The sequence below is a fragment of the Streptomyces sp. NPDC059224 genome, assembly GCF_042754285.1.
GTDB lineage: Bacteria > Actinomycetota > Actinomycetes > Streptomycetales > Streptomycetaceae > Streptomyces.
This window is the reverse complement of sequence record NZ_JBHZAN010000022.1, coordinates 26479-50480: the sequence shown is the minus strand read 5'-3', so window position 1 is coordinate 50480 and position 24002 is coordinate 26479. Positions and strand designations below refer to the sequence as shown.

Here is a 24002-nt window from a genome sequence, read left to right as displayed (position 1 = left end):
GTCCGGGACCCTCCGGAGGGTGGAAACCGAGCGGTTTTCCATGATCGTCGGGTACTTCCGGGGGCACCGCACAGCTCGTGTACAGCCCGCCGGGAGAGCATCGGGGCGTGCCTGACACCCCCACGCCGCGGTGGACCCGATCCGCGTGCTGATCGTCGACGACGAACCCGAGCTGCTCCACCCTCACCGCCGCCGGACGTGCCGCCCTCGGCGGTCTCCCGGCGGACCGCACCCCGCACACCCGGACCGTGCCGGCTCACCCGGGTGCCGGCCACGAACTGCGCACCCCGCTCGCCTCGGGCGCCGGGTACCCCGAGCTGATGCTGATGGGCGCGGACACCGGGAAGACCGAACCGGAGCTGACCCGGCGCCGCGTCTCCGGCCGGTCGGCGCGGATGACCGGGCCGGCCCAGGTGCGGTCCCGTCTCGACGGCACGTGCGTGACCTGGGCCCCGGCCCACTGCGCGGCGCGTACGGCGGCATCCGGGGCGTCCCGACCCGGATGCACGTCCACTCCGTCATCCACGCGCCCAACGGCGACGACTACGGCAAGGAGCTGATCCGGCAGCACTGCCCGGCGTCACCCCACCACCGGTAGCCCCTCCCCCAGGGGCTTCCACCTCAGGTGGACGCTCTCCCCCGCCGGGTCCGCCCGCAGCAGGGACAGGCGGGGGCGAACGGCGTCGGTGCGGGCCGTGGGCGGCTTGCGGCGCCCGGCCCCGAACTGGACCGGCCATTCGGCGGCCGGCCCGCGGTAGTCCTGGTCGGCCGCCGCGTGCAGGGTCCAGTGCGGGTCGTACAGGTGGGTCCGGCCCACGGCGCACAGGTCGGCGCGGCCCGCCAGCAGGATCGAGTTCACGTCGTCGTAGGAGGCGATCGCGCCGACCGCGATCACGGCCGCGCCGGACTCCGCGGCCACCTCATGACGGATCCGGTCCGCGAAGGGGGTCTGGTAGGAACGGCCGTAGGCGGGGCGCTCGTCCTTGGTGACCTGGCCGGTGGAGACGTCGATGGCGGCCGCGCCGTGCGCGATGAAGGCCCGGGCGATCTCCACGGCGTCGTGTTCGGTGTTGCCGTCGGGGGCCCAGTCCGTGGCGGAGATGCGTACGGTCACCGGCCGTTCGGCGGGCCAGACCTCCCGGACCGCGTCGAAGACCTCCAGGGGATAGCGCAGCCGGTTCTCCAGCGGCCCGCCGTACTCGTCGGTGCGCAGGTTGGCGAGGGGCGAGAGGAAGGAGGAGAGGAGGTAGCCGTGGGCGCAGTGGAGTTCGAGGAGGTCGAACCCGGCCTCGGCGCCACGGCGGGCCGCCTCGGTGAACTCCGCGGTGACGGCGTCGAGTTCGGTCCGGGTCAGGGCACGCGGGACGGGCGATCCGGGGCCGTACGGCAGCCCGGACGGGCCCACGACGTCCCAGTTGCCGTCGGGGAGCGGTTCGTCCATGCCCTCCCACATCAGGCGGGTCGAGCCCTTGCGGCCCGAGTGACCGAGCTGGAGACCGATGCGGGCGGTGCTGCGGTCGTGGACGAAGGAGACGATGCGCTGCCAGGAGCCGAGCTGTTCGTCGTTCCACAGACCGGTGCAGCCGGGGGTGATACGGCCCTCGGGCGACACGCAGACCATCTCCGTCATCACCAGTCCCGCCCCGCCCATCGCCTTCGAGCCCAGATGCACCAGGTGGAAGTCACCGGGCATCCCGTCGACGGCGGAGTACATGTCCATCGGGGAGACGATCACCCGGTTCTTCAGCTCCAGCCGGCCGATGCGGAACGGCTGGAACATGGCGGGCGCCTCGCTGTCCAGTCCCTGCGCCGCAGCGAAGGCGGCGTCGACGCGGTCGGCGAACTCCTGGTCCCGGGTGCGCAGGTTGTCGTAGGTGATACGGCGCGAACGGGTCAGGAGGTTGAAGCAGAACTGGGTGGGGTCCTGCCCGGCGTACATGCCGATGTTCTCGAACCACTCCAGGGAGGCCTGCGCGGCCCGCTGGGTGGACTCCACGACCGGACGGCGTTCGCTCTCGTAGGCGGTCAGCGCGGCTTCCGCGTCGCGGTGTTCGTGCAGACAGGCGGCGAGCGCGAGGGCGTCCTCCATGGCCAGTTTGGTGCCGGAGCCGATGGAGAAGTGGGCGGTGTGGGCGGCGTCGCCGATGAGGACGAGGTTGCCCTGGTGCCAGCGCTCGTTGCGGACGGTGGTGAAGTTCAGCCACTTGGAGTTGTTGGCGAACAGCCGGTGGCCGCCGAGTTCGTCGGCGAACAGCTCCCGGATCCGGGCGACGGCCTGCTCGTCGGAGACGCCCGGCCCGAACCCGGCGTCCTCCGTGACGTCGAAGCCGGCCCGGCGCCAGACGTCCTCGTGCATCTCCACGATGAAGGTCGAGCCGGTCTCGGAGTAGGGGTAGCCGTGGACCTGCACCACCCCCCACTCGGTCTCCTTGACGAAGAACTGGAAGGCCTCGAAGACCCGGTCCGTGCCCAGCCACATGTACTTGCTGTGCCGCCGGTCCAGGGACGGCCGGAAGGCGTCCGCGTGGGCGGCCCGGACAGCGGAGTTGACGCCGTCCGCGCCGACCACGAGGTCGTGCGAGGCGCGCAGCCCGGCCACCTCGGGTGCCGGGGTCGAGAAGTGCACAGTGACGCCCAGCTCCCGGCAGCGCTCCTGGAGGAGGTGCAGCAGTTCCTTGCGGCTCATGGCGGCGAAGCCCTGCCCGCCGACGGTGTGGCTCTCGCCCCGGTAGTGGATGTCGATGTCCGTCCAGCGGGCGAAGCGGCGGGCCATGGCCTCGGCGAAGACCGTGTCGGCGTTCTCGATGCCGCCGAGTGTCTCGTCGGAGAACACCACACCAAACCCGAAGGTGTCGTCCGGGGCGTTGCGCTCCCACACGGTGATCTCGTGGGCCGGGTCCAGTTGTTTGAGAAGAGCCGCCAGGTAGAGCCCGCCCGGGCCACCGCCGATGATCGCGATCTTCAAGGGAGTTCCTCTCACTGCCCGGCGGCCTGCTCGGCTTCGATGATCTTCCGGAGCGCGAACCGCTGGAGCTTTCCGCTGGTGTTGCGCGGCAGGACGTCGTGGAAGCGGACGTCACGCGGGTACTTGTAGGGCGCCAGGACCTGCTTGACGTGGTTCTGGATCTCCTCGGCCTTCGCCGGGTCCCCGGTGACGCCCTCGCGCAGGACGACGAAGGCGCAGACCACCGAGCCGCGCTCCGGGTCGGGGCGCCCCACGACGGCGGACTCGACGACGTCCGGGTGGGTGTCGATGGCGGCCTCCACCTCGGGCCCGCCGATGTTGTACCCGGAGGAGACGATCATGTTGTCGCTGCGGGCGTGGTAGTGGAAGTAGCCGTCCTCGTCACGGTGGAAGATGTCACCGGTGACGTTCCAGCCGCCCACGACGTAGTCCCGCTGGCGTCCGTCGTCGAGGTAGCGGCAGCCGACCGGGCCGATGACACCGAGCCGCCCGGGCTCCCCCGGGCCGAGCTCCGCGCCGTCGAGGCCCAGGATCGTGGCGCGGTAGCCGGGCACGGGACGCCCCGTGGCACCGGGCCGGATGTCGTCGCCGGCGGCGGAGATGAAGATGTGCAGCAGTTCGGTCGCGCCGATCCCGTCGATCACCTTCAGCCCGACACGGTCCCGCAGTTCCTGCCAGGTGGTGAGCGGTATGTGCTCGCCTGCCGACACCCCGACCCGGACGCCGCTCAGCTGCTGTTCCCGGCCGTCGCGCACGATCGCCTTGTAGGCGGTGGGCGCGGTCGCGAGGACGGTGACACCGTGTTTCTCGACGAGGTCGGCGAGCTGGGCCGGAGTCGCCGTCTCGGTCAGCAGGGCGCAGGCGCCGGCCCGCAGCGGGAAGACGACGAGCATCCCGAGGCCGAAGGTGAAGGCGAACGGCGCGGTGCAGGCGACCAGGTCGTCCTCGCGCAGCCCGAGCAGGTGGCGGCCGAAGGTGTTGTCGATGGAGAGGATGTCCCGGTGGAAGTGCATCGTGATCTTCGGGACGCCGGTGCTGCCGGAGGTGGGACCGAGCAGTGCCACGTCGTCGGCGGCCGTCTCCACGTCCCTGAACGCACCGGACTTGGCGGCGCACCGGGCCACCAGGTCGTCGGGGCCGGGGCCGCCGTACTCGACCGTCTTCAGGCGGCCGGGCAGGACGGTCCGGATCTCGTCGGTGAAGCGGTGGTCCACCAGGGCGATCGCGGGCTCGGTGAGTTCGGCGATCGGCGTGAGCTCCCGGGCGCGCAGGGCGGCCATGGTGGTGACCACGACCCCGCCGGCCTTCAGTACGCCGAGCCAACAGGCCACCGTCCACGGGGTGTTGGGCGCGCGCAGCAGGACGCGGCCGCCGGGCACCAGGCCCAGGTCCTCGGTCAGGACCTGGGCGACCTGGTTGGCCCGGGTGCGCAGTTCGCCGTACGCCCACAGCTCACCGGCCGGGGTGCGCAGGGCCGGGCGGTCGGGACCGAACCGTTCGACGGCCCTGTCGATGAGTTCGGTGGCCGCGTTCAGGCGGGCCGGGTAGCGCAGTTCGGGCGTGCTGAACTCGATCGTGGGCCACAGTTCGGCGGGCGGCAGATGGTCCCGGGCGAAGGTGTCCTGGTGCGAGGTAGGTGAGAGCGGAAGAGCCAACGTGGGGTTCCTTCCGGGAGCCCGCCGGTGGTGTGCGGCGGGCGGTCAGGCAGGGCGGATCATGCCCTCCTGGACGACAGTGGCGAGGTGACGGTGGTCGCGGGTGAAGAAACGTCCGGTGCCGAGGCCGCGGCCCGCGTCGGCGGCCACCGCTTCCTGGGCGTAGAGCAGCCACTCGCCCACCGGTGCGGGGCGGTGGAACCACATGGCGTGGTCGAGACTGGCGGTGACCAGGCCGGGGTCGGCCCAGGCCAGACCGAGGACCCGCAGGACGGGTTCGAGGATCGTGTAGTCGCAGACGTAGGCGAGGGCGGCGAGGTCGCGCTGGGCGTCGGTGAGTCCCTCGACGGGGCGCAGCGCGTCGAACGGCTTCAGCCAGACCGCCTGATGAGGCAGCCGCTCGCCCTCGACGGTCAGGTAGACGGGGCCGGGGACGTGCCGCATGTCGAAGCCGCGGCCGCCGCGCCAGTAGGCCCTGGACTCGTCGGTCATGGTGCCGCCGGTGCGCTCGGCGAGGTACTCGGCCGAGCTGGGCAGCGTCTCGGGGGCCGGGATCCCGGCCGCGGACTCGGTGTGGAAGCAACCGCCCGGCTCTCCCGCGGCGAAGTTGGCGAGGCAGACGTAGAGCACCTTGCCGTTCTGGTAGCCGCGTACCTGGCGGGTGCTGTAGCCGCGGCCGTCGCGTACCACCTCCACCTCGTAGCGGACCTCGGCGCCGATGTCGGCCGGGCGCAGGAAGTAACTGTGCATCGAATGCAGCGACTTGCCGTCGGTCACCGAGCGCATCGCGGCCGCGGCCGCCTGGGCGACGAGGTCGCCGCCGTAGGCCTTGGGCCACGGGCACGGCTGGGTGGTGGCGGTGAAGGCAAGGTCGAAGTGCTCGGGTGCGGCGGGCTTGAGGGTGAGGGCCGCGGTGACGATCGCGGAGGTCGGGTCGGCCGTCATCGGTTCAGCCAGTCGCGCAGATCGGTGTCGGCCACGTCGGGCAGGTTCACCACGATGTTCTCCGGGGTCCGGGTGGTCATCCACACCAGCGGCCTGCTGCGGGAGAGGTTGCACTCGACGTGCGGCATGAAGGGCGGGACGAAGACCCAGTCGCCCTCGGTCATGTCGACGTAGTCCTCGAACTTCTCGCCGAAGTAGATCCGGGCCCGGCCCGAGAGGACGTAGCCGCCGGTCTCGGCCTCGCCGTGGTGGTGGGTGACCGAGCGGTAGCCGGGCTCGTTGCTGACCTTGCCGTACCAGAGGCGGCGCGCGGTGGTGTGCCGGGCGCTGACGCCCGACACCCGGACGGCGCCGCCCGAGTCGGCGGTGTTCACGTCCTCCTGACCGGCCCGGGTGACGACGGGCGCGACGATGCCGCTGGGCAGCCGGTACATCTCGCTGTCACCGTCGAGTCGGTACTTGCTGAGGTCGGGCTCCATGGAACGGCTCCGTTTCCGTGGGCTTGCCGGGTGTCGGCCCGTCGGGGTCGTCGGCCTGTCGGGGTCCGGAAGAGGACCGCGCGCTGTATCTCGTATCTTTCACGGTCGTCATTTATTGTCAATACGACCGGCCGTGCGGCCGGAGCCGGACACCACCGAACCGGAGGCCTCATGACTCCCGTCGCCGTGAACCCGCCCGAACTGCCCGCCCCGAGCGGCTACTCGCACGGAACACTCGCGGGAAACACGCTTCATCTGGGCGGCCAGACCGCGCTCGACGCCGATATGAAGATCGTTCCGGGTGGGATCGTCGAGCAGTTCCGCCAGGCGTTCGGCAACGTGCTCACCACCCTGCGGGCGGCGGGCGGTGAGCCCGCGGACCTGGTGAGCGTGACGATCTATCTCACCGACATCCCCGACTACCAGGCCCACGGCAAGGAGATCGGCAGGGTGTGGCGGGAGCTGGCCGGGCCGGTGTATCCGGCGATGGCGGGCATCGGCTGCACCGCGCTCTGGCAGCCGGAGGCGATGATCGAGATCCTCGGCGTGGCCGTGATCCCGCAGGAGCGGCTGGTCAGGCCGTAGGCACGGGGTCTAGGCCGGGTGGATGACCGCCAGGGCGTGTTCGCGGGCGGGCGCACGGAGTCTCTTGTCGAGTTCCTCGAAGAGCGCGCCGGCGGTCTCGCCGTGCCAGCCCCGCGGCAGCAGGGAGAGCGGCAGGCCCGGATCGCGGTACGGGAGCCGGCGCCACTCGGTGAGCATCGGCAGGTAGATCCCGAACGCTTCCCGCGGCGCGATCCCGCCCGCGACGGCACGCTCGCGCACCGGCCCGTACCGGGCGAGGAAGTCCGAGTAGAGCGCGGTGAGCTCGTCGAGGTCCCACCACTCACGGACCTTCGCCGACAGGTCGCCGAAGGCGAAGTGGTCGCCGGTGAAGATGTCGACGTACGGAGTCAGCTCGAGGCGTTGCAGGGTGCGGCGGGTCTCGTCGGCGAGGATGCCGGGGGCCACCCACACGCCGGGGGCGGCGGTGCCGAAGCCCAGCCGGGTGAGGGCCGCGCGCAGGGCGTGACGCTTGTCGCGCTCGGACTCGGGCACGGAGAAGACGACGACGAGCCAGCCGTCGTCGGCCGCGGCCCGGTGCCGCTCGAAGATGCGTATGTCGCCCTCCGCCAGTACCTCCAGCGTGGAGTCGGCGACGGCGTATCCGGCGGCCCCCTCGTGGCGTTCTCCGCGCAGCACCCCGCGTCGCTTCAGCCGGGAGACCGCGGAGCGGACGGCCTGGCCCTCGACGCCGAGGTCGGCCATGAGGCGTATCAGCGACGCGACGGAGAGCCAGTTGTGCTCACCGCGCGCGTACAGCCCGAAGAGGGTGATGATCAACGGGCCCAGCCGGCTGTCCCGGCCGGCCGCACCGACAGCGGACGACGGCTCGGCCTGCGCTGTCATGTCCGCCCACCTCCGGCCGCAGTCACCCTGCTGATCGCCAAGCAGCCTACCGCGCGTCCGGGCACCCCACCGGCGCTGTGGATCGCTGCCCCGGCCACCAGGCACACCGGCTCCTTCGCCGGTGCGGATCCGCCCCCACCCGCACGGTCCGGGTACGGGCCGCCCCCTCCCCCGCGGTTCGGCTCGGCCCGCCGGCACGGTCCCCCGCCGCCCTCGCGACCGCGGTCGTGCCTCCCGGGCAGCGCGGATCGCGGCTCCCCCCGGGGCGGCACCGCGCACCACGGCACCGGGCCGTGCGGACCGCCGTCCAAGCCACCGCGGCGCGGCCCACGGCTCCGGGCGGCACGGATCACCGGGCCCCTGGGGATGTCGGCTCCGCATCCCGACGCGGGTGCCACGTCCGCGTCCTCGGCTTCTCCGAGGTGACGGATCTCCGGTCCTGGCGGGCAGGGGCGCGCGTCCCGGTGGCCGGGGCCCCGGCCACCGGCCCGTCCGGATCCCCGCTCCCCCGGCGCCGCGGGCCCCGTCGGCACCGGCGTCGCGCTGCGGGTCCGGGCGGCGCGGCACATCGTGGTGGTAGGGCGCGCGAGGCGGCATGCCATGCGCCTCGCCAGGGCGGAAGGAGTGACCTGTGGGCGCGAAGCACGAGAGACTGCGTGGCGCCCGTACCGGGCATCGTGTTCCTCCGCGCCACCATTGCCTCAGATGTCTCTGCCGCCATCTCTGTTGGGGAGTCCGACATGACCACACCCCGGGACCTGTTCATCGTCACCGTGTACGACGCCGCCGGCCGGTCCGTCGAGCAGGGTGACCTCTCGCTGGCGCTCGCGGGAGCCGAACTGGTCGATCTCCTCGGCGCCGGGGCGGTCACCCTCGACGACGAGATCATCGTGCCCGCCGCTCAGGGCGGGACGGGCGACCGGCTCCTCGACCAGGCGGTGGCGGCGCTGAAGTCCGACACGCCCCACGAGGCGGTCGAGGACTGGCTGTGGCGCCGCGGGCGTGGCCTGTCCGCCGCCTACCTCGCCGAACTGGAGGAGGAGGGGACGGTCACCCGGCAGCGGCGGCGCTGGCTGCCGCTGCCGACCGGGCGGACGGCGCCCACCGACTCGCCCGAGCACACGCGGGCGCGCGAGCGCTGGACGTCGGGTGAGCCCGTGCTCGCCGCCTTCGCGGCCGCCGTGGGCATCCAGGACGAGACGCCCAAGGACCTCGCGCAGGCCGTCTCCGACGCGACCGTGACGGTGGTGGCCGCCGTGGAGGACGCCGTGACCGAGCTGGCCGCCGTCCGGCAGCGGCGGGAGATCGAGGACGCGGCCTTCGACAACGTGTGGCGCGGCCTGTGACGCTGGCCGTACCGCGGCCGTCCGCTACCGGGTCGCCTTCTCTCCGGTGGGCGAGACCGCGAACCACTTGCCGTCCAGACCCTGGCCGTTCAGATCACCCGGCTTGCTGTCACCCGAGAAGCGGTAGACGGGCCAACCGCCGACGGTGATCTGGACCTGGCCGTCCGGCCGCCGGATGGCCCCGACCGTCTTCGGGTCGACGCCCGCCAGGTAGACGTTGCCGCCCTCCTGGACGGTGACCGGCGGCCACTTCACCGCGCAGGCACCGGTGCAGGCCGTCTGCGAGGGGTCGGCGGTGTCGGCGTCGAAGCGGTACAGCGACGCCTGGTTGATGTTGATCAGGTGCGCGCCGGACAGCGGCGCCGAGGTCACCGCCGACAGCTGCACCCACTTGGGCGGCGCCTCCTGCACCGCCGCCCCGACCACGGTCCCGCCGGTGCCGCTGAGGCCCGCGTCCTGGGCGGTGGAGTCGACCACCTGGAGCGCCGAGTTGCCCGCGCCCTGGCCGGGTGCCGTGGCGGAGGACGACGGGGAGGGCACCGCGCCGGACGAGGTCGCCGGGGGCGAGCTGTCACCGATGGAGATGGTCTTGCCACAGGCCGACAGGCCGGCCGCACCGCACAGGACGAGCACGGACGCGACGACGGCACGGCGCGCTGCGCCGCCGCGGGACGGCGGCCGGGTGGAGAGCGAGGTCATGCCTGGAACACGAGAGGGGCCCCGGCAAGGGTTCAACGCAGGCCGGGCCGCGAGGGTGAACGTTCCGGGCCCGTGGCCTCGTGTTCCCGGCAGAGACGAATCCTCACCGCACCAGAAACGGGGGCCCGCAGTGGCGTCGGACGTCAACATCCCCGGGAGTGAACTCAAGGAGGCCCAGGACATGCTGGGCTTCGTGCACGACTACATCGACATCGGACACCACACGTTCGATTTCGATGCCGCGTTCGGGCCCGAGCTCTCCCACGGCTCCGCACAGAATTTCGAGAACAGGTGGGAGGACGGCAAGCACCAGCTGCAGAAGCAGGTGCAGGGTATCCGCGACGCCATCGGCACCGTCCTGGACTCCTTCGAGAAGACCGACCAGGACGCGGTGTCGAACCTCGACGACGGCGGCGGCCGATGAGCTCCCCCGCCGGACCCCCTCACACCCCCGACCTGTCCGACACGTCCCCCGAAGGTGGCGGCCGACCGATGAGCACCGCACGACGTTTCCTGCTGGACATCCCGGACCAGTGGCAGCAGGTCGACCTGAGCGGCGAGGAGCTGGCCAGGACCCGCGCCCAGGCCCTCGCCGCCACCGGGGACCCGCGCGAGAAGGCGCGGATCAACGACATGTTCCGGCAGGGCCGGGAAGTGACCCGCGCCGCCCGCCGCCACGGAGCGCTGCTGGCCGCGGGTACGGCGACGATGTACACCGAGGGCCTCTTCATGGCGTACGGCATGGTCTTCGCCGTCAGCACCCCCGAGGGCGAGGAACTGACGCTGCCCGTGCTCTCCGCGCGGCTCGGGGTCTCCTCGGCGACCGGCGCGGCGCCCGGGGACCGGGTCATCGCCTCGGCGCAGGTGCCGCACGTGGGCACGGTGGCCCGGGTCACCGGCACCGAGGTGACCCGGCTGACCGGGGACATCGACGTCAAGCTGCTGACGATGCACACGATGATGCCGGTGCCCGGGACCACCGAGGACTTCCTCGTGGTCACCCTCGCCAGTCCCAACCTGCCGCTGAAGAACGAGGTGTACGACCTCTTCGACGCCATCACCAGCACGTTCCGCTTCGTGACGGACGACGGTGTGCAGGTCTCCCGGGACGGCGAAGGGCTCGCCGCCTGAGCCTGGCGGCAGGGCATGGCGAAGGGCGGCCGGAACCTGTGTTCCGGCCGCCCTTCGCGGCTCCGCGGGGCCGGGCCGCTCGTCCGGGCCCGCGGGCGGGGAGGGAGGCGCACCCCCAAGGGGGAAGCGGGGGCGCGCCTCCCCGCTTCAGAGGTCGGCCTCGAGGGCCTCGAGGAACGGCACCTGGACGGTGCGCAGCGTTCCGTCACCCAGGTGCAGCAGACCGCGGCCCGGCTGCGGGGCCTGTCCGACGACACCCCGGCTGAGCTTCACACCGATCACCTCACCGTCGCTCAGCCCCTGCGGGGAGAGCAGCATGCCGGTGCGGTTGCGTTTCACCTGACCCATCCAGCCGGCCAGGCTCAGCGACAGCGACTCGGCGTTGCCGGCCGCGAGGACCCCCCAGCCGGTTCCGGCGCCGCCCCGGGCGAGCAGCGCGAGATCGGAGTCGATCTCGGCCCCCATGAACAGTTCGGCGTCGTCCACCACGATCACACCGTGTTCCTCCGGCACGTTGCCGAGCGCCTGCCGGAACTCCTCGGCGCTCACCTCGGCGTCCGTGATGACGACGACCACGCCCGGCCGGCCCCGCAGCCGCCGCAGCGGGGAACGCCGCGGTGCCAGGACGACGAGACCGGTCCCGGCCGCCAGCAGCGACTCCGCCGCGGTGAGCAGGGCGGTGCTGCGGCCGGTGCGCGGCGGACCGGCGACCACGAAGGTCGGTACGTCCGCAAGGTCGGGGCCGAGCGAGGTGAGGGTGTCGCCGCCGACGGCCACCAGAGGACGCATCGGGCCGCCGTGGGCGTGCAGGGCCAGCGCGTCGGCGTACGTGATCAGGTCGGGGAGGACGTCGAGGCGGATCGGGCGCCGGGCGGGCGGCACCGAGGCCTCGCGCTCGGTCAGCTCCCGGCCCAGGGCGGTCAGGAGCTCGGCCTGCGCGGTGCCGGACAGCTCCTCGCCGAGCACCGCGATCTGTGCCTCGCTGAGGTCCTGGGTGCGGATGCCGCGGCCCGGTGCGGGGTCGGTCGGCGCGGACTTGGTGGGGATGCCGACGCTGGAGTAGTCCTGGCGGTCGTTCAGCCTGAGCACGATCCTGTCCTCGGTGGTGCCGGAGAACCGGCTGCTGCCGAGCACCCGGTCGCCGGCGAGGACGACGTGGATGCCGACGCCCGCTCCGTCGCGCAGCAGCCGGATCATGCGCTCCAGGTAGCTGCCGTTGTCGTACGCGGTGTACTCGCGCTCGAAGACCTCGAACCGGTCGACCATCAGCACGATGTGGGCGAGCCGTTCCCCGGCGGGCTGGGTGCCGCGCAGTTCGGTCAGGTCGGCGGTGCCCCGGGCGCCCAGGATGCTCTGGCGCGCGGTGAGTTCGGCGCTCAGCCGGTCCAGCAGCCGTCCGAGGCGCTCGGTCTGGTTGCGGTCGACGACCGCACCGCAGTGCGGCAGTGCGGTCAGGGCGTTGAGCGCGCCGTTGCCGCAGTCGATGCCGTACAGGTGGACGTCGTCGGCGCCGTGGGCCTGGGCGAGAGCCGCGGCCAGGGTGCGCAGGGTCTGCGAGCGTCCGCTGCGCGGCGAACCGACGATGTGCAGGTGGCCGGCCCGGTCGAGGTCGAGGACCAGCGGGGCGCGGGTCTGCTGTGCGGGCAGGTCGACGACGCCGTACTCCACGGCGGGCAGGGCCGCGGCACGCTCGGCGGCCGGTTCGGGCGCGGGCGGCGGCGTCCACGGCAGCAGTGCGGGAAGCGGGGGCAGCCAGGGGCTGGGCCGGCGCGCGATCTCGGCGAGCCGGGCCGCCTGGGCGACGGCTCCGGTGAGGACGGCGAGGTCGGTGACGGCCTCCGTCGGTGCCGAGCCGGAGCCGCCCCGGGAGCGTGCGGCCGGCCGCGGACCGCCGAGGTTCTGCCAGGTCACCGCTTCGGCGCGGACGGCCGCCTCGGTCCCCTCGGCGGCCTGGCCGCCGGGGCGGCGACCGCCCACCCGGCCCGACTGGAACGGCAGCAGGGCCGACGGGCCGAGCCGCGCGTAGGCGCGCCCCGGATTGGCCGGGGAGATGTCCCCGGAGTCGGGGGCGTCGATGATGTCGCGGCTCTCGCTGGTGTCGGTGGTGCGCAGGGCGATCCGCAAGTTGGTGTTGGCGCGGATGTCCGGAGTGACCGCGCCGCCGGGGCGCTGGGTCGCCAGCACCAGGTGGATGCCGAGCGAGCGGCCCCGCTGGGCGATGTTCACCAGGCCGGAGATGAACTCGGGCAGTTCACGTGCCATGGACGCGAACTCGTCGATGACGAGCAGCAGTCGGGGCAGCGGCGACAGTACGTTGCCGCCGCGGGTGCGCCTGTCGAGGTAGTCCTCGATGTCCTTGGCGCCCGCCTGCGCCAACTGGGTCTCGCGGCGGCGCAGTTCGGCACCGAGGGAGACCAGCGCCCGCTCCACGAGCCGGGTGTCGAGATCGGTCACCAGGCCGACGGTGTGCGGCAGGTCGGCGCACTCGGCGAAAGCGCTGCCGCCCTTGTAGTCGACGAGGACGAACGTCATCTCGTCGGGCCGGTTGACCACGGCGAGGCCGGCGACGAGGGTCTGCAGCAGTTCGGACTTGCCGGAGCCGGTGGTGCCGGCGATCAGTGCGTGCGGGCCGTCGCGGACCAGGTCGACGGCGAACTCACCGTCGTATCCGACGCCGAGCAGGGCCCGTGTGCTGCGGCCGCCCAGCGACCAGCCGGCCACCACGGCCTCGGCGGTGGGCGGTTCGATGTGCAGCAGGTCCAGCAGGCGGACGGAGCCGGGCAGCGCGCTCTCGTCGCTGTCGCCGACACCGCGCAGCGGGGCCAGGGCGCGGGCGAAGTGCTCGTACCAGTCGGGCTCCGGGGAGTCGCCGCGCACGTCCTCCAGCGCCGCGCCGGAACCGGTGCGCACCCGGGACGTGGTGGCGCCCGGCTCGGTGACGACGACGGCGCCGCACTCCTCTGGCAGCAGCCGCTCCTCGCGGTCGATGCAGATGGTGTGCACGCCCACCGCCGGGCCGTCGCGCAGCAGCGCGATCACGCCGGGCAGTGAACGGGCCCGGCGCGCCTGCTCCAGGACCACCAGAACGTCCGGGTAGCCGTTCGCCCCGCCGCGGGTGACGTCGGGTCCCGCGGCCGTGCGGGCGGCGACGAGCTGGCCGAGTTCGCCGATCCGCCGGGCGAGGGACTCGGCGGTGGAGCCGATCAGGGCGTAGGCGTCCTCGCCCTGGGCCTGGGCGTGCGGCAGCCAGCGGGTCCAGGACCAGTCGTGTTCGCCGTCCGGTCCGGCGAGGACGACGATGCGCAGGTCGGTGGGGCTGTGCAGGGCGGCCGCCTGGGCGGCGAGCCAGCCGGCCAGCCGGGTCGCTCCCGGCCCGGCCACGCCGGCGACACCGGCCCGGCGCAGCGGCACGGCGACCGGTACCTGGTTCAGCCACGGCACGGTGCTCCGCCGGTGCTCGTCCTGCTCCGGGTCGTCGACACTGATCGACGAGGGCAGGTCGGTGGTGCCGACGCGTACGGAGAGGAAGTCGGGGTCCTGCCAGCGGCGTTCCCACAGCCGCTCCGACGGCCGCACGGCCATCTGCAGGAGCGTGGCCGGATCGGGCAGCGACAGGCGCAGGCTGTGCTGTTCCGACAGTACGGCCGCGTCGATGTCCGCGCGCAGGCGGGCCAGCGTGCGGTCGTACTCCTCCTTCTGCTCCTGGTACTTGAGCATGGCCTGCTTGCGGCCGCCGAACTGGGTGACCAGGGCGGCGATCGGGGAGAGCAGGGCGATGAAGACGAAGGACCAGCGGTGGGTGACGAAGATGGCGATCGCGGCGCTGCCCGCGGGCAGCAGCAGGATCGGCAGCAGCGGGATCGGCCGTTTGTCGGGCTTGACCGGCGGGGCCGGCAGCCGGAACTTCGCGCCGGCGGCGGGCGGCAGGAACCGCGGCGGCCGGTTGAACTCCAGGCCCAGACCGTCCTGGGCCGGGGTCAGCGGGGCACGGGCCGTGGGCGCCGAGGTCAGCTCCAGCAGGATGTCGCCGACGGCGAGCTGGCTGCCCGCCCTCCAGGGCGCGGGCTCGAGCGCGGGCTTGCCGTCCAGCAACGCCCGTTCCGTCATGAGGAGTTCGGCGCTGCCGTCGAGGCGGACCCGGACCCGGGCCGCGAGCGGCGGGGCGCCGTCGGCGAGGCGGACGCGGCACAGCGGGCCGCTGCCGATGTCGTAGTCGCCGGGGACCAGCCGGAAGACGGTTCCGGCGCCCGGGCCCGACACCAGCCGGACCTCGGTGCGGCCCTCGGGCTCGGGCTCCCGTGGCAGCGGAGCGCCGAGCCCGAGGTCCATGCCGTCCCGGATCCCGGCGCCCTGGAGGGTGGTGTGCGGGTCGACGGGGGTCTCGCCGATGTACAGGGGCGGCTCCTCCGCGACCGCCCCGCCATACCCGACGGCCCGTGCCAACTCGGCCGCGAGCCTGCCCGTCTGCGCGGACGGTTCGGTTTCCACGGCGACGGTGGCGGACACCCCCTCGGCCTCGGGGTCACGCACGCTGACGGTCAGTCGCACTGCTCATCGTCCTTCTCGTGTGGAGGCTCGGGTGGAGGGGGTGGCACCGTCCGCCGTGGCGGCGAGCCGGGCCGGTGGATCAGGACAGGTTGGAGCCGAGCTGGCTGTCGGTCTGGTCGAAGGCCTCGCCGACGGACTTCACGTACTGGCCGATGCCCTGGAGCCCCTGGTTGACCTGCTCGAAGCCCTTGGCGAACTCGTCGAAGAAGGGCGAGAACTTCTGCTGGGCGGCCGGGGTGCTGTAGCCGTCCGCGAGCAGGTTGGAGATCTTGCCCTTGACCTCGTTGAGCTTGTCCGTGAGCTGGGAGAAGTCGTTGAGCAGGGCCTGCGAGGTGGAGGCGGTGGTGTCCGAGTTGACGCTGTAGTTGGGCATGGAGAACTCCTTGCTGGTTGTCGGTGCGGTCCGTCCCCGGGAGGGGCCGGAGGACTGTGCTGCGCGGACGGCGGGTCGGCCTAGCTGCCGTGGCCGCCGTCGGGGCCTTCCGCGGGGCTGGTCGGCGCCGTGACGAACCCGTCACTCGTCGGGGACGACGACTCGGCGCCGGCGTTGGACTGCGCGTCGGAGGTGCTGATCGGCGGGACGGCGGGACGGCCCTGCGACCCGCCGCCGTCCGGTGCGGCCGGCGGGGGCGGCGCCGCGTCCGCGGAGTGCGGGGTGGTCGGAGACGGGGGAAGCGGCGTGTTCACCGCGTCCCCCGGACTCGGGGTGGAGGGGCGCGAACCGGTCGGCGACGAGGGGGTCCCACCGTCCCCCGGATCCACCGGCACCGGCGACGACGGACGCGTACCCGTCGGCGACGACGAGGCCGAACCGTCCGATGGGTGCGCCGGAGGCGGGGTGGCGGGGTGGGAGTCGGTGGTCGGCTGGGGCTGGGCGGCGGGGGTGTGGGCCGGGCCGGTCGACGGCCTGGGGCTGCCCTTGACGGGGATCTTGTGCGCGAGGCCGTCGATCGAGCGGCCGAGGCCCGCCTTTCCGACCGGTCCGGCGCCCAGCTTGGGCGCGGAGTTGGCGATCTCGCCCGCCGCGACCTCGTTGGGGTCACCTCCCTGGGCGACGCCCACACCGATCTTGGTGCCGAGGGTGGCGCCCTCCTCGACGGCGCCTGCGAGCTGGTCGGCGGCGCGTTTGCCCACGGTGTCCCCGGCCGCCGGCTCGGAGGTGTCGCCGAACCGGCCGCCCTTGCCCTCCTCGACCGGGGCGTTCCCGCGGCTCTTTCCGATCTTGCCGATGCCTCCCTTGAAGGCGGCGCCGGCCACGGCCCCCGCGGCGGCTCCGGCGAAGACGCCCGCGGCCGTGATCTGGTCGTGGTTGGCCGCCTTGGCAGCGGCTTCCACCGCGGAGTTGGTCAGGAAGTTGCCGCCGACCTCGGTGGCCGCCTTGCCGACCGGGTTGGCGAGCACCCCTCCGACGATCTTGTTGTTGGTGAAGGACTCACCGATCTTCGTGATCGACGCGGTGCTCTTGGCGATGAAGCCGGAGTTCTTCACGGCGGCCACCGCGGCCGGGGCGATCGCCTGCACGGCCTTGCCGCCGAGCTTCAGCAGCGACCCGCCCGGCACGATCCCGAGCAGGCCCACGACGAAGTCACCGGCCTTGATGCCACCGGTCTGGCTGGCCACGACCTGGTTGAAGACGAACAACGCCCCGCCGAGCAGCGCGCCCACCACCGGGAAGAACACCGCCACGACGGCGACGAGCGCGGCCAGCAGGATCTGGACGAACGGGAAGTCCTTGAAGAAGTCGGCGATCTTCTGGAAGACGTTCCGCTCCGGAATCGCCTCCTGGGCCGCCCGGTCCAGCACGTCGGCGCACTGGCGCTGCGCGCTCTCCCGCATCGACCTGGCCTGTTCGGCCAGGCTCCTGGCCGCGCCCAGTTCGGCCCTGCCCGTGTCGATGGCGTCCTGTGTGCGGCGCGCCTCGGACTTCTCCTGGTCCGTGGGGTTCGCGCCGAGTTCCGCGGGCGTCCGGTTCGCCTGCGGTGCGGCGGCCCGGGCCTGGTCCACCGCCCGGTCGAAGGTGTCCTGGGCCTCGCGCAGCCGCGGCATGTAGTCGCTGTAGGCCTGGGCGGCGTCGTGGTAGGAGGTCATGGTCTTGGTCAGCTTGTCCGGGAGATCGTCGCCGATCTTCTCCTTCAGCTGGTCCATCGCCGAACCACGGCCCTGCGCGATCGTGCCGTCCTTCTTCAGGACGTTCAGCGCCTTCTCCGCCGCGTCACCGATGTCCCGGTACCGCCGCATCACGCCCTGGATCAGGTCGGCGTCGCCGGGGGTCGGGTCCGAGTCCATCCCGACGAGCTGGAAGTCCTCGGGACTCGCGTGCCGACGTGCCATGAAGTTCCCCCGGTCCGGTGCCTGTGACTGGCGTTCGCCAGGTACACGGGGCCGGCGGCGCGAAGGGTTCAGTCCGGGTTCGCTTCGAACGTTTCCGCCCGGCGGCTCCGTGTAGTCGGTGCAACGGAACCAGGGAGGACACGGGTGGAGACGATGAGCGGCAACGGGGACGAGGGGCCCGGGCACCGGCCGGTGCCCTCGGCGCCACGAGGGCTGCTGCGCGCGCTGGCCGCGCTGCTGGCGGCCTGCCTGGTGGTGCTCGGCGGGGCCGCGGCCTCGCACGCGGCCCCGGACGACGATCTTGTCAAGGTGTTCGTGGTCCCCGACCCGGCGCAGTCGGGCGGGCAACTCGCCACCCTCCGGTCGGTCGCTGCCTCGACACTGGGCGACGCCTCCCGGTCGGGTGAGATCCTCGACCTCAACCGCGGTCAGGCGCAGCGGGACGGCGGGGCCCTGAACGGTCCCGGCGACCAACTGCACCCCGGCTGGATCCTGCGGCTGCCCGAGGACGCCTCGGGCCCGGACGTCCGGTTGGCCCGGGACACCGGGAACCAGGGCACGGCCACCGCTCCCCCGGCCTCCGGACAGCAGACGTCCGCGCCGGACACCGCGCGGTCCACGATGTTCACGATTCCGCTGGCCGCGGCGATCGCGGTCCTCGGCACGATCGTGCTCGCGCTGGTCACGGCCGCGATCGTCGGCAGACGGAAGGTCCGCCGGGCCTGCGCCGGCGCACTGCGGGCCCTGCACGGGCTGGGCGAGCCGATGCGGCGCAGCCGTCGGCTGACGCAGCGCCGGGCCACCGGCCGCCGCTTCGCCACCGACGCGGACGGCGTACGACGCGCCTACGGCACCCTGGGCGAGTTCGCCGCCACCCGGCAGCGGCCGGAGCGGCCGGTGCACGCGGTGCGCGTGGCGGCGACGGGCGTGACGGTGTGGCTGACGGCCGGCGACTCGGCCGACGCGCCGTGGACGAAGGTCGACGGCACCCGCTGGCGTCGTCCGGCGGCGGCCGGCGGCTGGCTGAGCCGTGGCGAGGACACCGGGGCGACGTCGCGGGCGGCGATCGAAGCCGCCTGCCTGGTGCGGGCGGGCACGGACGCGGACGGTGAGCCGGTGTTCGTGGACCTGAGCCGGCTGGACGGCGTCCTCGGTGTGAGCGGTGATCCGGGCGTGGCCCGGGACGTCGTGCAGAACCTGCTGGCGGAGATCGCGCGGATCCGGCCGGACACTCCGGTGACCGTGCTGCGCGGTGCCGCGGACGGTGTCCCGCCGCTCTCGGTGCCGGCCGGTCTGCGGCAGCTTCCGCGGGTCGATGCCCCGGTGACGGCGGTGCCCGTCGCGGGCCGGGGGACGGTGCGCGCCGGGGCCTCGCGCCGTCCGGTGCGGGGCCTGGTCGTGGTGGCCGGGACACCGGACGGCCCGGCGGCTGCGGAGCTGGCCGCCCTGTGCGGTCCGGGCGGCGCGGGCTGGACCGGACTGGTGTACGGCGAGGCGGGCGGCGCGCACTGGCGCTGGCACACCGACGCCGACGGCCATGTCGACATCCCGGTGCTGGACGTGCGGCTCACCGTTCCGGCGTGAGCCGCGGGCCGGCCTTGGCGCGCAGGGCGGTGAGGGCGTAGTGCTGGCGGGACTTGACGGTCCCCGCGGGTATGCCGAGGATGCGTGCCGTCTCCTGCGCGGTCCGGCCGCACAGGTAGGTGTGCAGCAGGACCTCCCGGTGCTCGTGCGACAGCTGCCGCAGCAGAGCGGTGGCCTCGACCGAGGTCAGCACGGCACCGGAGGGGTCGGGCAGCGGCACGTCCCGGTCTTCGGCGCCGATGGTCTCGTGGCGGACGGTGGCGCTGCGCATCCGGTCCACGACGAGGTTGCGGGTGACCTTGAGGAGCCAGCCCCGCACCGATCCCTCGGTGCTGTAGAGACGTTCCGCGTGCGGCCAGGCGCGGATGAGGGCCTCCTGGACGATGTCCTCGGCCGTATGACGGTCGTTCAGCAGCTTCTCGGCGTAGGCGACCAGCGCCTTCGCGTGGTCGGACATCATGGTGTGCAGCAGCTGGTCGCGGTGGGCGGGGGACGCGGCGGGCGCGTGCGTGGTCGTGGTCATCATCGAGTTCCTGACGGGGAGTGCCGTACGCACCTCCGGCTCCTGGTGGAGCGGAGCGCGGGGAGCGTAGGCAGGGCCCGCTTCCGGAACTCTGACGGTTCACTGACGCCGGGGCGTATCGGGCGGGGCGAGGTCCTTCAGGCGGCCTCGCAGGTCCTCGGCCTCGGGGTGGTCGATCTCGTCGAGGACGGCGAGTGCCTCGCGCCAGGCGAGCGCGGCCTGCCGGTCGTGGTGGGCGGCCCGGTGGGTGTCGCCGATGTGGACCAGGGTGTCGGCCTCCAGGTAGCGGTCGCGGACCTCCCGGTACAGTTCCAGCGCGTGCTCGTAGCACTCCAGGGCCCGGTCGTGGTGGTGCAGATGGTGGTGGGCGTAGCCGAGGCTGTCCCAGGCGGCGGCCGCGCCGTTGCGGTCGCCGGTCTCGCGGTGGCCGGCGAGCGCCCGCCCGCACTGCTCCAGGGCGTCCTCGTACCTGCCCATCAGGATGTAGGTCCAGCCGACCTCGTTGGCGATCGCCGCTTCCACGCCGTGCAGTCCGGCCGCCCGGTAGAGGGCGCTCGCCCGGTCGTAGTGGTCCAGGGCTTCCGTGTGCCGTCCGCGGCGGTTGGCGAGGAAGGCGAACCGGCGGTGGGTCCTGCCCTCGCCGGCCCGGTCGCCGTTCTCGGCGCACAGTTCCAGGGCGCGTGACAGGTGGGCGTCGGCCTCGTCCCACCGTTCGAAACGGCCGTTGACGAACCCGAGGGCGCGGTGCCCGTGGGCCTGTCCTTCGATGTCCCCGAGGCGCTGCGCCGCGCCCACGGCCGTGGTCTGCGCGACAAGCTGTTCGTGCCAGCGGCCGATGCGGTCCAGGTACAGCTCCAGGGTCGTGGCCAGTTGCCAGCTGTGCTCGCCGGTGCCGTGCCGGGCGTCCTGCTCGATCGCGGCGAGCATCACGGAGCGGTTGGCGTCCAGCCAGTGGTCCGCGGCGGTCTGGTCGGGAAGCCGCGGGAGGGTCGCCCCTGGTGCGTGGGGCCGTAGCCGGATGCGTTCCCGGCCGGGCGCGAGGACCCTGTCGGCGGCGTACGCGCCGTGCAGGTAGTGGTCGAGCATGCGGCGCCGGGCCGCCTCCCGCTCCTGTCCGGTGTCCTGTGCCCGGGCCAGTTCGCCCGCGTAGGCGCGCAGCAGTTCGTGGCAGCCGTAGCGGCCCGGCGCGGGCTCGGAGATCAGGTGGGCGCGGACCAGCTCGGCGAGCAGGGGCCGGACCTGGGAGGCCCGCTGCCCGGCGAGGCCGGCGACGGCGGCGAGCGAACCGTCCGGCCCCGGATGCAGGGCGAGCAGCCGGAAGACACGGGCGGCGCCGGGCGTCAGGAGCTGGTACGACCAGGAGAAAGCGCTGCGTGCGTCGGCGGCCGGGGCCTCCCCGGAGAAGGCGTCCAGGCTGTCCTCGCCGTCGCGGAGTTCGGCGGCGACTGAGGCGAGCGAGAACGTGGGGTTCACCACCGCGCGGGCGCTGACGACGGCCAGTGCCAGAGGGAGGCGTCCGCACTGGGTGATGATGTCCGCGACGGCGTCGGGTTCACGGGCGACGCGTTCGGCGCCGAGCCGGCGGGCCAGGAACTCGCGGGCGTCCGCGTCGCTGAGCACGTCCAGGCTCAGAACATGCGCGCCCTCGCCGGCCACCAGGCCGTAGAGCTGGTTGCGGCTGGTGACGACGACCATGCAGCCGGGTGCGCCGGGCAGCAGCGGGCGGACGTGTTCGGTGTCCCGGGCGTTGTCGAGGACGATGAGGACGCGCCGGTCGGCGAGGAGGCTGCGGTAGAGGGCGGCCTGCGCGTCCAGCCCCGCGGGGATGCGCTGTGCGGGGACGCCGAACGCGTCGAGGAAGGACCGGATCGCCTCCGCGGCGCTCATGATCGAGCCGGTGGGGTGGAAGCCCCGCAGATTGACGTAGAGCTGCCCGTCGGGGAACCGGTCGGCGACGCTGTGCGCCCAGTGCACGGCCAGGGTGGTCTTGCCGACGCCGGCCATGCCGCCGATGGCGCTGATCACCACCGTCGACGACGGTTCGCCGTTCACGGGCAGCAGTTCCCGGACGCGGGCGAGTTCGTCGCGGCGGCCGGTGAAGGCGGCCAGGTCCACGGGGAGTTGGGCGGGCCGCACGGTGGCGACGGCGGCCGTGCGGGCCGCCTCGGTCCCGCCGTCCGGGTCGGGCTCGGCGGGTGCGGAGGACGTCGTGGTGCGGCCGAGGACTCGCTGCTGGGCGGCCTGGAGTTCAGGGCCCGGCTGGACGCCCAGCTCGTCGGCGAGCCGGGTGCGTACGGTCCGGTGGACGTCCAGTGCCTCGGCCTGGTGTCCGGTGGCCGCGAGCACCAGGATCAGCCGGGCCTGCAGCCCTTCGTCCAGCGGGTGCTGGGCCGCGGCCTGCCGAAGGGTGACCAGGACCCGTGCGCCGAGGCCGCCGCCGGCTTCCAGGGCCAGTTCGGCGGCCTCTTTGACGGCGGCCAGGTGCTCGTCGTCGAGCGCGGTGAAGGCCGGGTGGGACCGTACGTCGGGCGCGATCCCGGCGGCCGCTGGACCGCGCCACAGAGCCAGGGCCTCGATCAGCAGCTCGGTGGCCGCGGCCGGTCGGCCGTCCTCGGCGGCCTGGTGCGCCCGGCGACGCAGGTCCCGGAAGCGCAGCAGGTCGAGGGAGTCGGCGTCGACGTCGAGGCGGTAGCCGCCCGAGCCGCGCAACAGCCGGCGGGACTCGGCCCTGGCCGGGAGGCCGGGTTCGAGAAGCCGGCGCAGGGCGCCGATGTGCCGTTGGACGACGTTGACGGCGCTGTGCGGCGGGTTCTGCCCCCAGAGCGCGTCGACGATCTCGTGGACGGCGACCGGATGCCCCGCCTCGGAGAGCAGCAACGCGAGCAGCGCGCGTTCCTTGGGCGGTCCGAGTACCAGTTCCGTGTCGCCACGCCAGGCCCTGACGGGTCCGAGCACGGCGAATCGTGTACGCACCGAATCCCCTGTACCGACTGTGCCGACATGTGAGCGCCGACGCACCCGTCTCCCGGGACGTGCGGCTTCACATGAGCTTAGAGTCCCGGCGCACCCTGCTGCGCGGGGTTGCGCCGCCCGGGAGCGTCGCACGCCGGGAACCGGTCACGCGCAGCGGCGGCGGTCCTGCCGGACCGGGTGCCGTCGTGGTGGTCGCGCGGTGCCCGGGAGCGGGCCGGGTGGCGGAGCTTCGAGGTGTCCGCGAGAAGTCCGCACGTGCCGCGCGTGTCCCGGAGGCCGGCCCCCGTACCCTCGGTCGGGAGGCGCTGCCCGACCTCCGAGAGGGAGAGGAATCCGTATGAGGATCGCGATCCTGGACGACTACCAGGGCGTGGCGCTGGGCCTGGCCGACTGGGATTCTCTCCGGGCCGACGTGCACGTCTTCCGGGACGCCTTCGCGGACGAGGAGGCGGTGGTGGCGGCGCTCGCCGAGTACGAGGTGGTGGTCGCCATGCGGGAGCGGACGAGGTTTGCGGCCACGACGCTCGGCAGGCTGCCGGGGCTGAAGCTGCTGGTGACCACCGGGCCCGTCAACGCGGCGATCGATCTGGACGCCGCGCGCCGGGCCGGGATCACCGTCTGCGGTACCGGGTATTTCGGGTATCCGACGGTGGAACTCACCTGGGGGCTCATCCTCTCCGCGGCACGCCTGATCCCGCAGCAGGTGGACTCCGTACGCCGGGGCGGCTGGCAGCAGGGCCTGGGGACGAGCCTGCGGGGCGGCACCCTCGGACTGCTCGGCCTCGGGCGGCTCGGGACGGCGGTCGCGGAGATCGGGCGTGCCTTCGGAATGCGGACCATCGCCTGGAGCCAGAACCTCACCCCTGCCGACGCGCGGGCCAAGGGAGCGGAACACGTCTCGCGGGACGAACTGTTCGCCCGGTCGGACGTGCTGAGCATCCACCTCGTGCTCGGCGAGCGCAGCCGGGGCCTGGTCGGCGAGCGCGAGCTGGGCCTCATGAAGCCGACGGCCGTCCTGGTGAACACCTCGCGCGGGCCCCTGGTGGACGAGGCGGCGCTGATCAGCGCGTTGGCCGGGAACAGGATCGCGTCGGCGGCGCTGGACGTCTTCGACCGGGAACCGCTGCCGGCCGGTCACCCGCTGCGCACCCTGCCGAACGCCGTGGTCACCCCGCACATCGGCTACGTCAGCCGGGATCTCTACGAGGTCTTCTACCGGGACGCGGTCGAGGACATCGCGGCCTGGAGCGCCGGCACACCCGTGCGCACCCTGTTCTGACGCCCTGCTGCCGTGGGGGGGGGGGGGGGGGGGGGGCGGGCGGGGGGGGGGGGGGGGGGGGGGGAGGGACCGGGGGGGTGGCGGGGCGAGCCGCC

At 73.4% G+C, this 24002-nt stretch carries 19 protein-coding genes; 7 read left to right on the top strand and 12 right to left on the bottom strand.

The features are described 5' to 3' along the window. Positions 1-256: 256 nt before the first annotated feature. Positions 257-436, bottom strand: coding sequence for a hypothetical protein (locus ACFXI4_RS24550; RefSeq protein WP_384994786.1), 180 nt, complete (start codon positions 434-436; stop codon positions 257-259). On the opposite strand from ACFXI4_RS24550, the gene ACFXI4_RS24545 reads away from it, so the two are divergent. Next, a complete protein-coding gene (locus ACFXI4_RS24545; RefSeq protein WP_384994784.1) occupies positions 437-598 on the top strand; it encodes a hypothetical protein in 162 nt (53 codons plus the stop codon). It begins immediately after the preceding gene. Here ACFXI4_RS24545 and ACFXI4_RS24540 read toward each other — a convergent pair. From ACFXI4_RS24540 to ACFXI4_RS24525, 4 genes are read right to left on the bottom strand one after another with little or no spacing between them, the layout of a single operon-like run. After that, positions 581-2965 (bottom strand): bifunctional salicylyl-CoA 5-hydroxylase/oxidoreductase, encoded by a 2385-nt coding sequence (locus ACFXI4_RS24540; protein ID WP_384994470.1) that lies wholly within the window; start codon positions 2963-2965, stop codon positions 581-583. The two genes, ACFXI4_RS24545 and ACFXI4_RS24540, sit on opposite strands and share 18 nt — an antisense overlap. Positions 2966-2976: 11 nt before the next feature. Next, positions 2977-4620, bottom strand: a complete 1644-nt coding sequence (locus tag ACFXI4_RS24535; RefSeq protein ID WP_384994467.1) for an AMP-binding protein — start codon at positions 4618-4620, stop codon at positions 2977-2979. A gap of 45 nt (positions 4621-4665) precedes the next feature. Beyond that, positions 4666-5565: an acyl-CoA thioesterase domain-containing protein gene (locus tag ACFXI4_RS24530; RefSeq protein ID WP_362719815.1), complete on the bottom strand. Its 900-nt coding sequence runs from the start codon at positions 5563-5565 to the stop codon at positions 4666-4668. After that, complete coding sequence (locus ACFXI4_RS24525) at positions 5562-6044, bottom strand: cupin domain-containing protein (protein WP_384994464.1); 483 nt, start codon at positions 6042-6044, stop codon at positions 5562-5564. Before ACFXI4_RS24525 ends, ACFXI4_RS24530 begins: the two co-directional genes overlap by 4 nt. Before the next feature lie 171 nt (positions 6045-6215). On the opposite strand from ACFXI4_RS24525, the gene ACFXI4_RS24520 reads away from it, so the two are divergent. Continuing rightward, positions 6216-6629: a RidA family protein gene (locus ACFXI4_RS24520; protein ID WP_384994462.1), complete on the top strand. Its 414-nt coding sequence runs from the start codon at positions 6216-6218 to the stop codon at positions 6627-6629. A 9-nt stretch (positions 6630-6638) separates the two neighbouring features. On the opposite strand, the gene ACFXI4_RS24515 is transcribed toward ACFXI4_RS24520, so the two are convergent. Beyond that, complete coding sequence (locus ACFXI4_RS24515; RefSeq protein WP_384994460.1) at positions 6639-7493, bottom strand: PaaX family transcriptional regulator C-terminal domain-containing protein; 855 nt, start codon at positions 7491-7493, stop codon at positions 6639-6641. 740 nt (positions 7494-8233) lie between these two features. Between ACFXI4_RS24515 and ACFXI4_RS24510 the strand changes: the two genes are divergently transcribed. Further along, the gene (locus ACFXI4_RS24510) at positions 8234-8839 is read left to right on the top strand and encodes a GPP34 family phosphoprotein (protein ID WP_384994457.1); all 606 of its coding nucleotides are present in this window, start codon (positions 8234-8236) and stop codon (positions 8837-8839) included. Positions 8840-8863: 24 nt separating this feature from the next. Here the strand turns inward: ACFXI4_RS24510 and ACFXI4_RS24505 are convergent, their stop codons facing one another. Next, positions 8864-9538 (bottom strand): hypothetical protein, encoded by a 675-nt coding sequence (locus ACFXI4_RS24505; protein WP_384994455.1) that lies wholly within the window; start codon positions 9536-9538, stop codon positions 8864-8866. Positions 9539-9668: 130 nt separating this feature from the next. Between ACFXI4_RS24505 and ACFXI4_RS24500 the strand changes: the two genes are divergently transcribed. Beyond that, positions 9669-9962, top strand: a complete 294-nt coding sequence (locus tag ACFXI4_RS24500) for a hypothetical protein (RefSeq protein ID WP_362730747.1) — start codon at positions 9669-9671, stop codon at positions 9960-9962. Between the two features lie 68 nt (positions 9963-10030). Next, the gene (locus ACFXI4_RS24495) at positions 10031-10669 is read left to right on the top strand and encodes a hypothetical protein (RefSeq protein WP_384994452.1); all 639 of its coding nucleotides are present in this window, start codon (positions 10031-10033) and stop codon (positions 10667-10669) included. Between the two features lie 147 nt (positions 10670-10816). Here ACFXI4_RS24495 and ACFXI4_RS24490 read toward each other — a convergent pair whose 3' ends face one another. The 3 genes from ACFXI4_RS24490 to ACFXI4_RS24480 form a co-directional block, all read right to left on the bottom strand. Then, entirely contained in the window at positions 10817-15211 is a 4395-nt protein-coding gene (locus tag ACFXI4_RS24490) for an FtsK/SpoIIIE domain-containing protein (RefSeq protein WP_384994767.1), read from the bottom strand. Between the two features lie 85 nt (positions 15212-15296). Then, the gene (locus ACFXI4_RS24485; protein WP_362731753.1) at positions 15297-15590 is read right to left on the bottom strand and encodes a WXG100 family type VII secretion target; all 294 of its coding nucleotides are present in this window, start codon (positions 15588-15590) and stop codon (positions 15297-15299) included. Between the two features lie 80 nt (positions 15591-15670). Next, positions 15671-17548, bottom strand: coding sequence for a putative T7SS-secreted protein (locus ACFXI4_RS24480; protein ID WP_384994449.1), 1878 nt, complete (start codon positions 17546-17548; stop codon positions 15671-15673). A gap of 144 nt (positions 17549-17692) precedes the next feature. Here ACFXI4_RS24480 and ACFXI4_RS24475 point away from each other — a divergent pair, with 144 nt between their 5' ends. Beyond that, positions 17693-19132, top strand: a complete 1440-nt coding sequence (locus ACFXI4_RS24475; RefSeq protein ID WP_384994446.1) for a hypothetical protein — start codon at positions 17693-17695, stop codon at positions 19130-19132. On the opposite strand, the gene ACFXI4_RS24470 is transcribed toward ACFXI4_RS24475, so the two are convergent. Beyond that, the gene (locus tag ACFXI4_RS24470; RefSeq protein WP_384994764.1) at positions 19116-19655 is read right to left on the bottom strand and encodes a sigma-70 family RNA polymerase sigma factor; all 540 of its coding nucleotides are present in this window, start codon (positions 19653-19655) and stop codon (positions 19116-19118) included. The genes ACFXI4_RS24475 and ACFXI4_RS24470 overlap by 17 nt on opposite strands. 99 nt (positions 19656-19754) lie before the next feature. Then, a complete protein-coding gene (locus tag ACFXI4_RS24465) occupies positions 19755-22628 on the bottom strand; it encodes a BTAD domain-containing putative transcriptional regulator (RefSeq protein WP_384994444.1) in 2874 nt (957 codons plus the stop codon). Positions 22629-22965: 337 nt separating this feature from the next. Here ACFXI4_RS24465 and ACFXI4_RS24460 point away from each other — a divergent pair, with 337 nt between their 5' ends. Next, positions 22966-23907: a D-2-hydroxyacid dehydrogenase family protein gene (locus tag ACFXI4_RS24460; RefSeq protein ID WP_384994441.1), complete on the top strand. Its 942-nt coding sequence runs from the start codon at positions 22966-22968 to the stop codon at positions 23905-23907. The last annotated feature ends 95 nt before the right edge of the window (positions 23908-24002 follow it).

Bases quoted from the DNA above. Each gene is read 5' to 3' on its own strand.
- ACFXI4_RS24530 (WP_362719815.1), bottom strand. From the start codon at position 5,565: ATGACGGCCGACCCGACCTCCGCGATCGTCACCGCGGCCCTCACCCTC.
- ACFXI4_RS24525 (WP_384994464.1), bottom strand. From the start codon at position 6,044: ATGGAGCCCGACCTCAGCAAGTACCGACTCGACGGTGACAGCGAGATG.
- ACFXI4_RS24520 (WP_384994462.1), top strand. From the start codon at position 6,216: ATGACTCCCGTCGCCGTGAACCCGCCCGAACTGCCCGCCCCGAGCGGC.
- ACFXI4_RS24515 (WP_384994460.1), bottom strand. From the start codon at position 7,493: ATGACAGCGCAGGCCGAGCCGTCGTCCGCTGTCGGTGCGGCCGGCCGG.
- ACFXI4_RS24510 (WP_384994457.1), top strand. From the start codon at position 8,234: ATGACCACACCCCGGGACCTGTTCATCGTCACCGTGTACGACGCCGCC.
- ACFXI4_RS24505 (WP_384994455.1), bottom strand. From the start codon at position 9,538: ATGACCTCGCTCTCCACCCGGCCGCCGTCCCGCGGCGGCGCAGCGCGC.
- ACFXI4_RS24495 (WP_384994452.1), top strand. From the start codon at position 10,031: ATGAGCACCGCACGACGTTTCCTGCTGGACATCCCGGACCAGTGGCAG.
- ACFXI4_RS24485 (WP_362731753.1), bottom strand. From the start codon at position 15,590: ATGCCCAACTACAGCGTCAACTCGGACACCACCGCCTCCACCTCGCAG.
- ACFXI4_RS24480 (WP_384994449.1), bottom strand. From the start codon at position 17,548: ATGGCACGTCGGCACGCGAGTCCCGAGGACTTCCAGCTCGTCGGGATG.
- ACFXI4_RS24470 (WP_384994764.1), bottom strand. From the start codon at position 19,655: ATGACCACGACCACGCACGCGCCCGCCGCGTCCCCCGCCCACCGCGAC.
- ACFXI4_RS24460 (WP_384994441.1), top strand. From the start codon at position 22,966: ATGAGGATCGCGATCCTGGACGACTACCAGGGCGTGGCGCTGGGCCTG.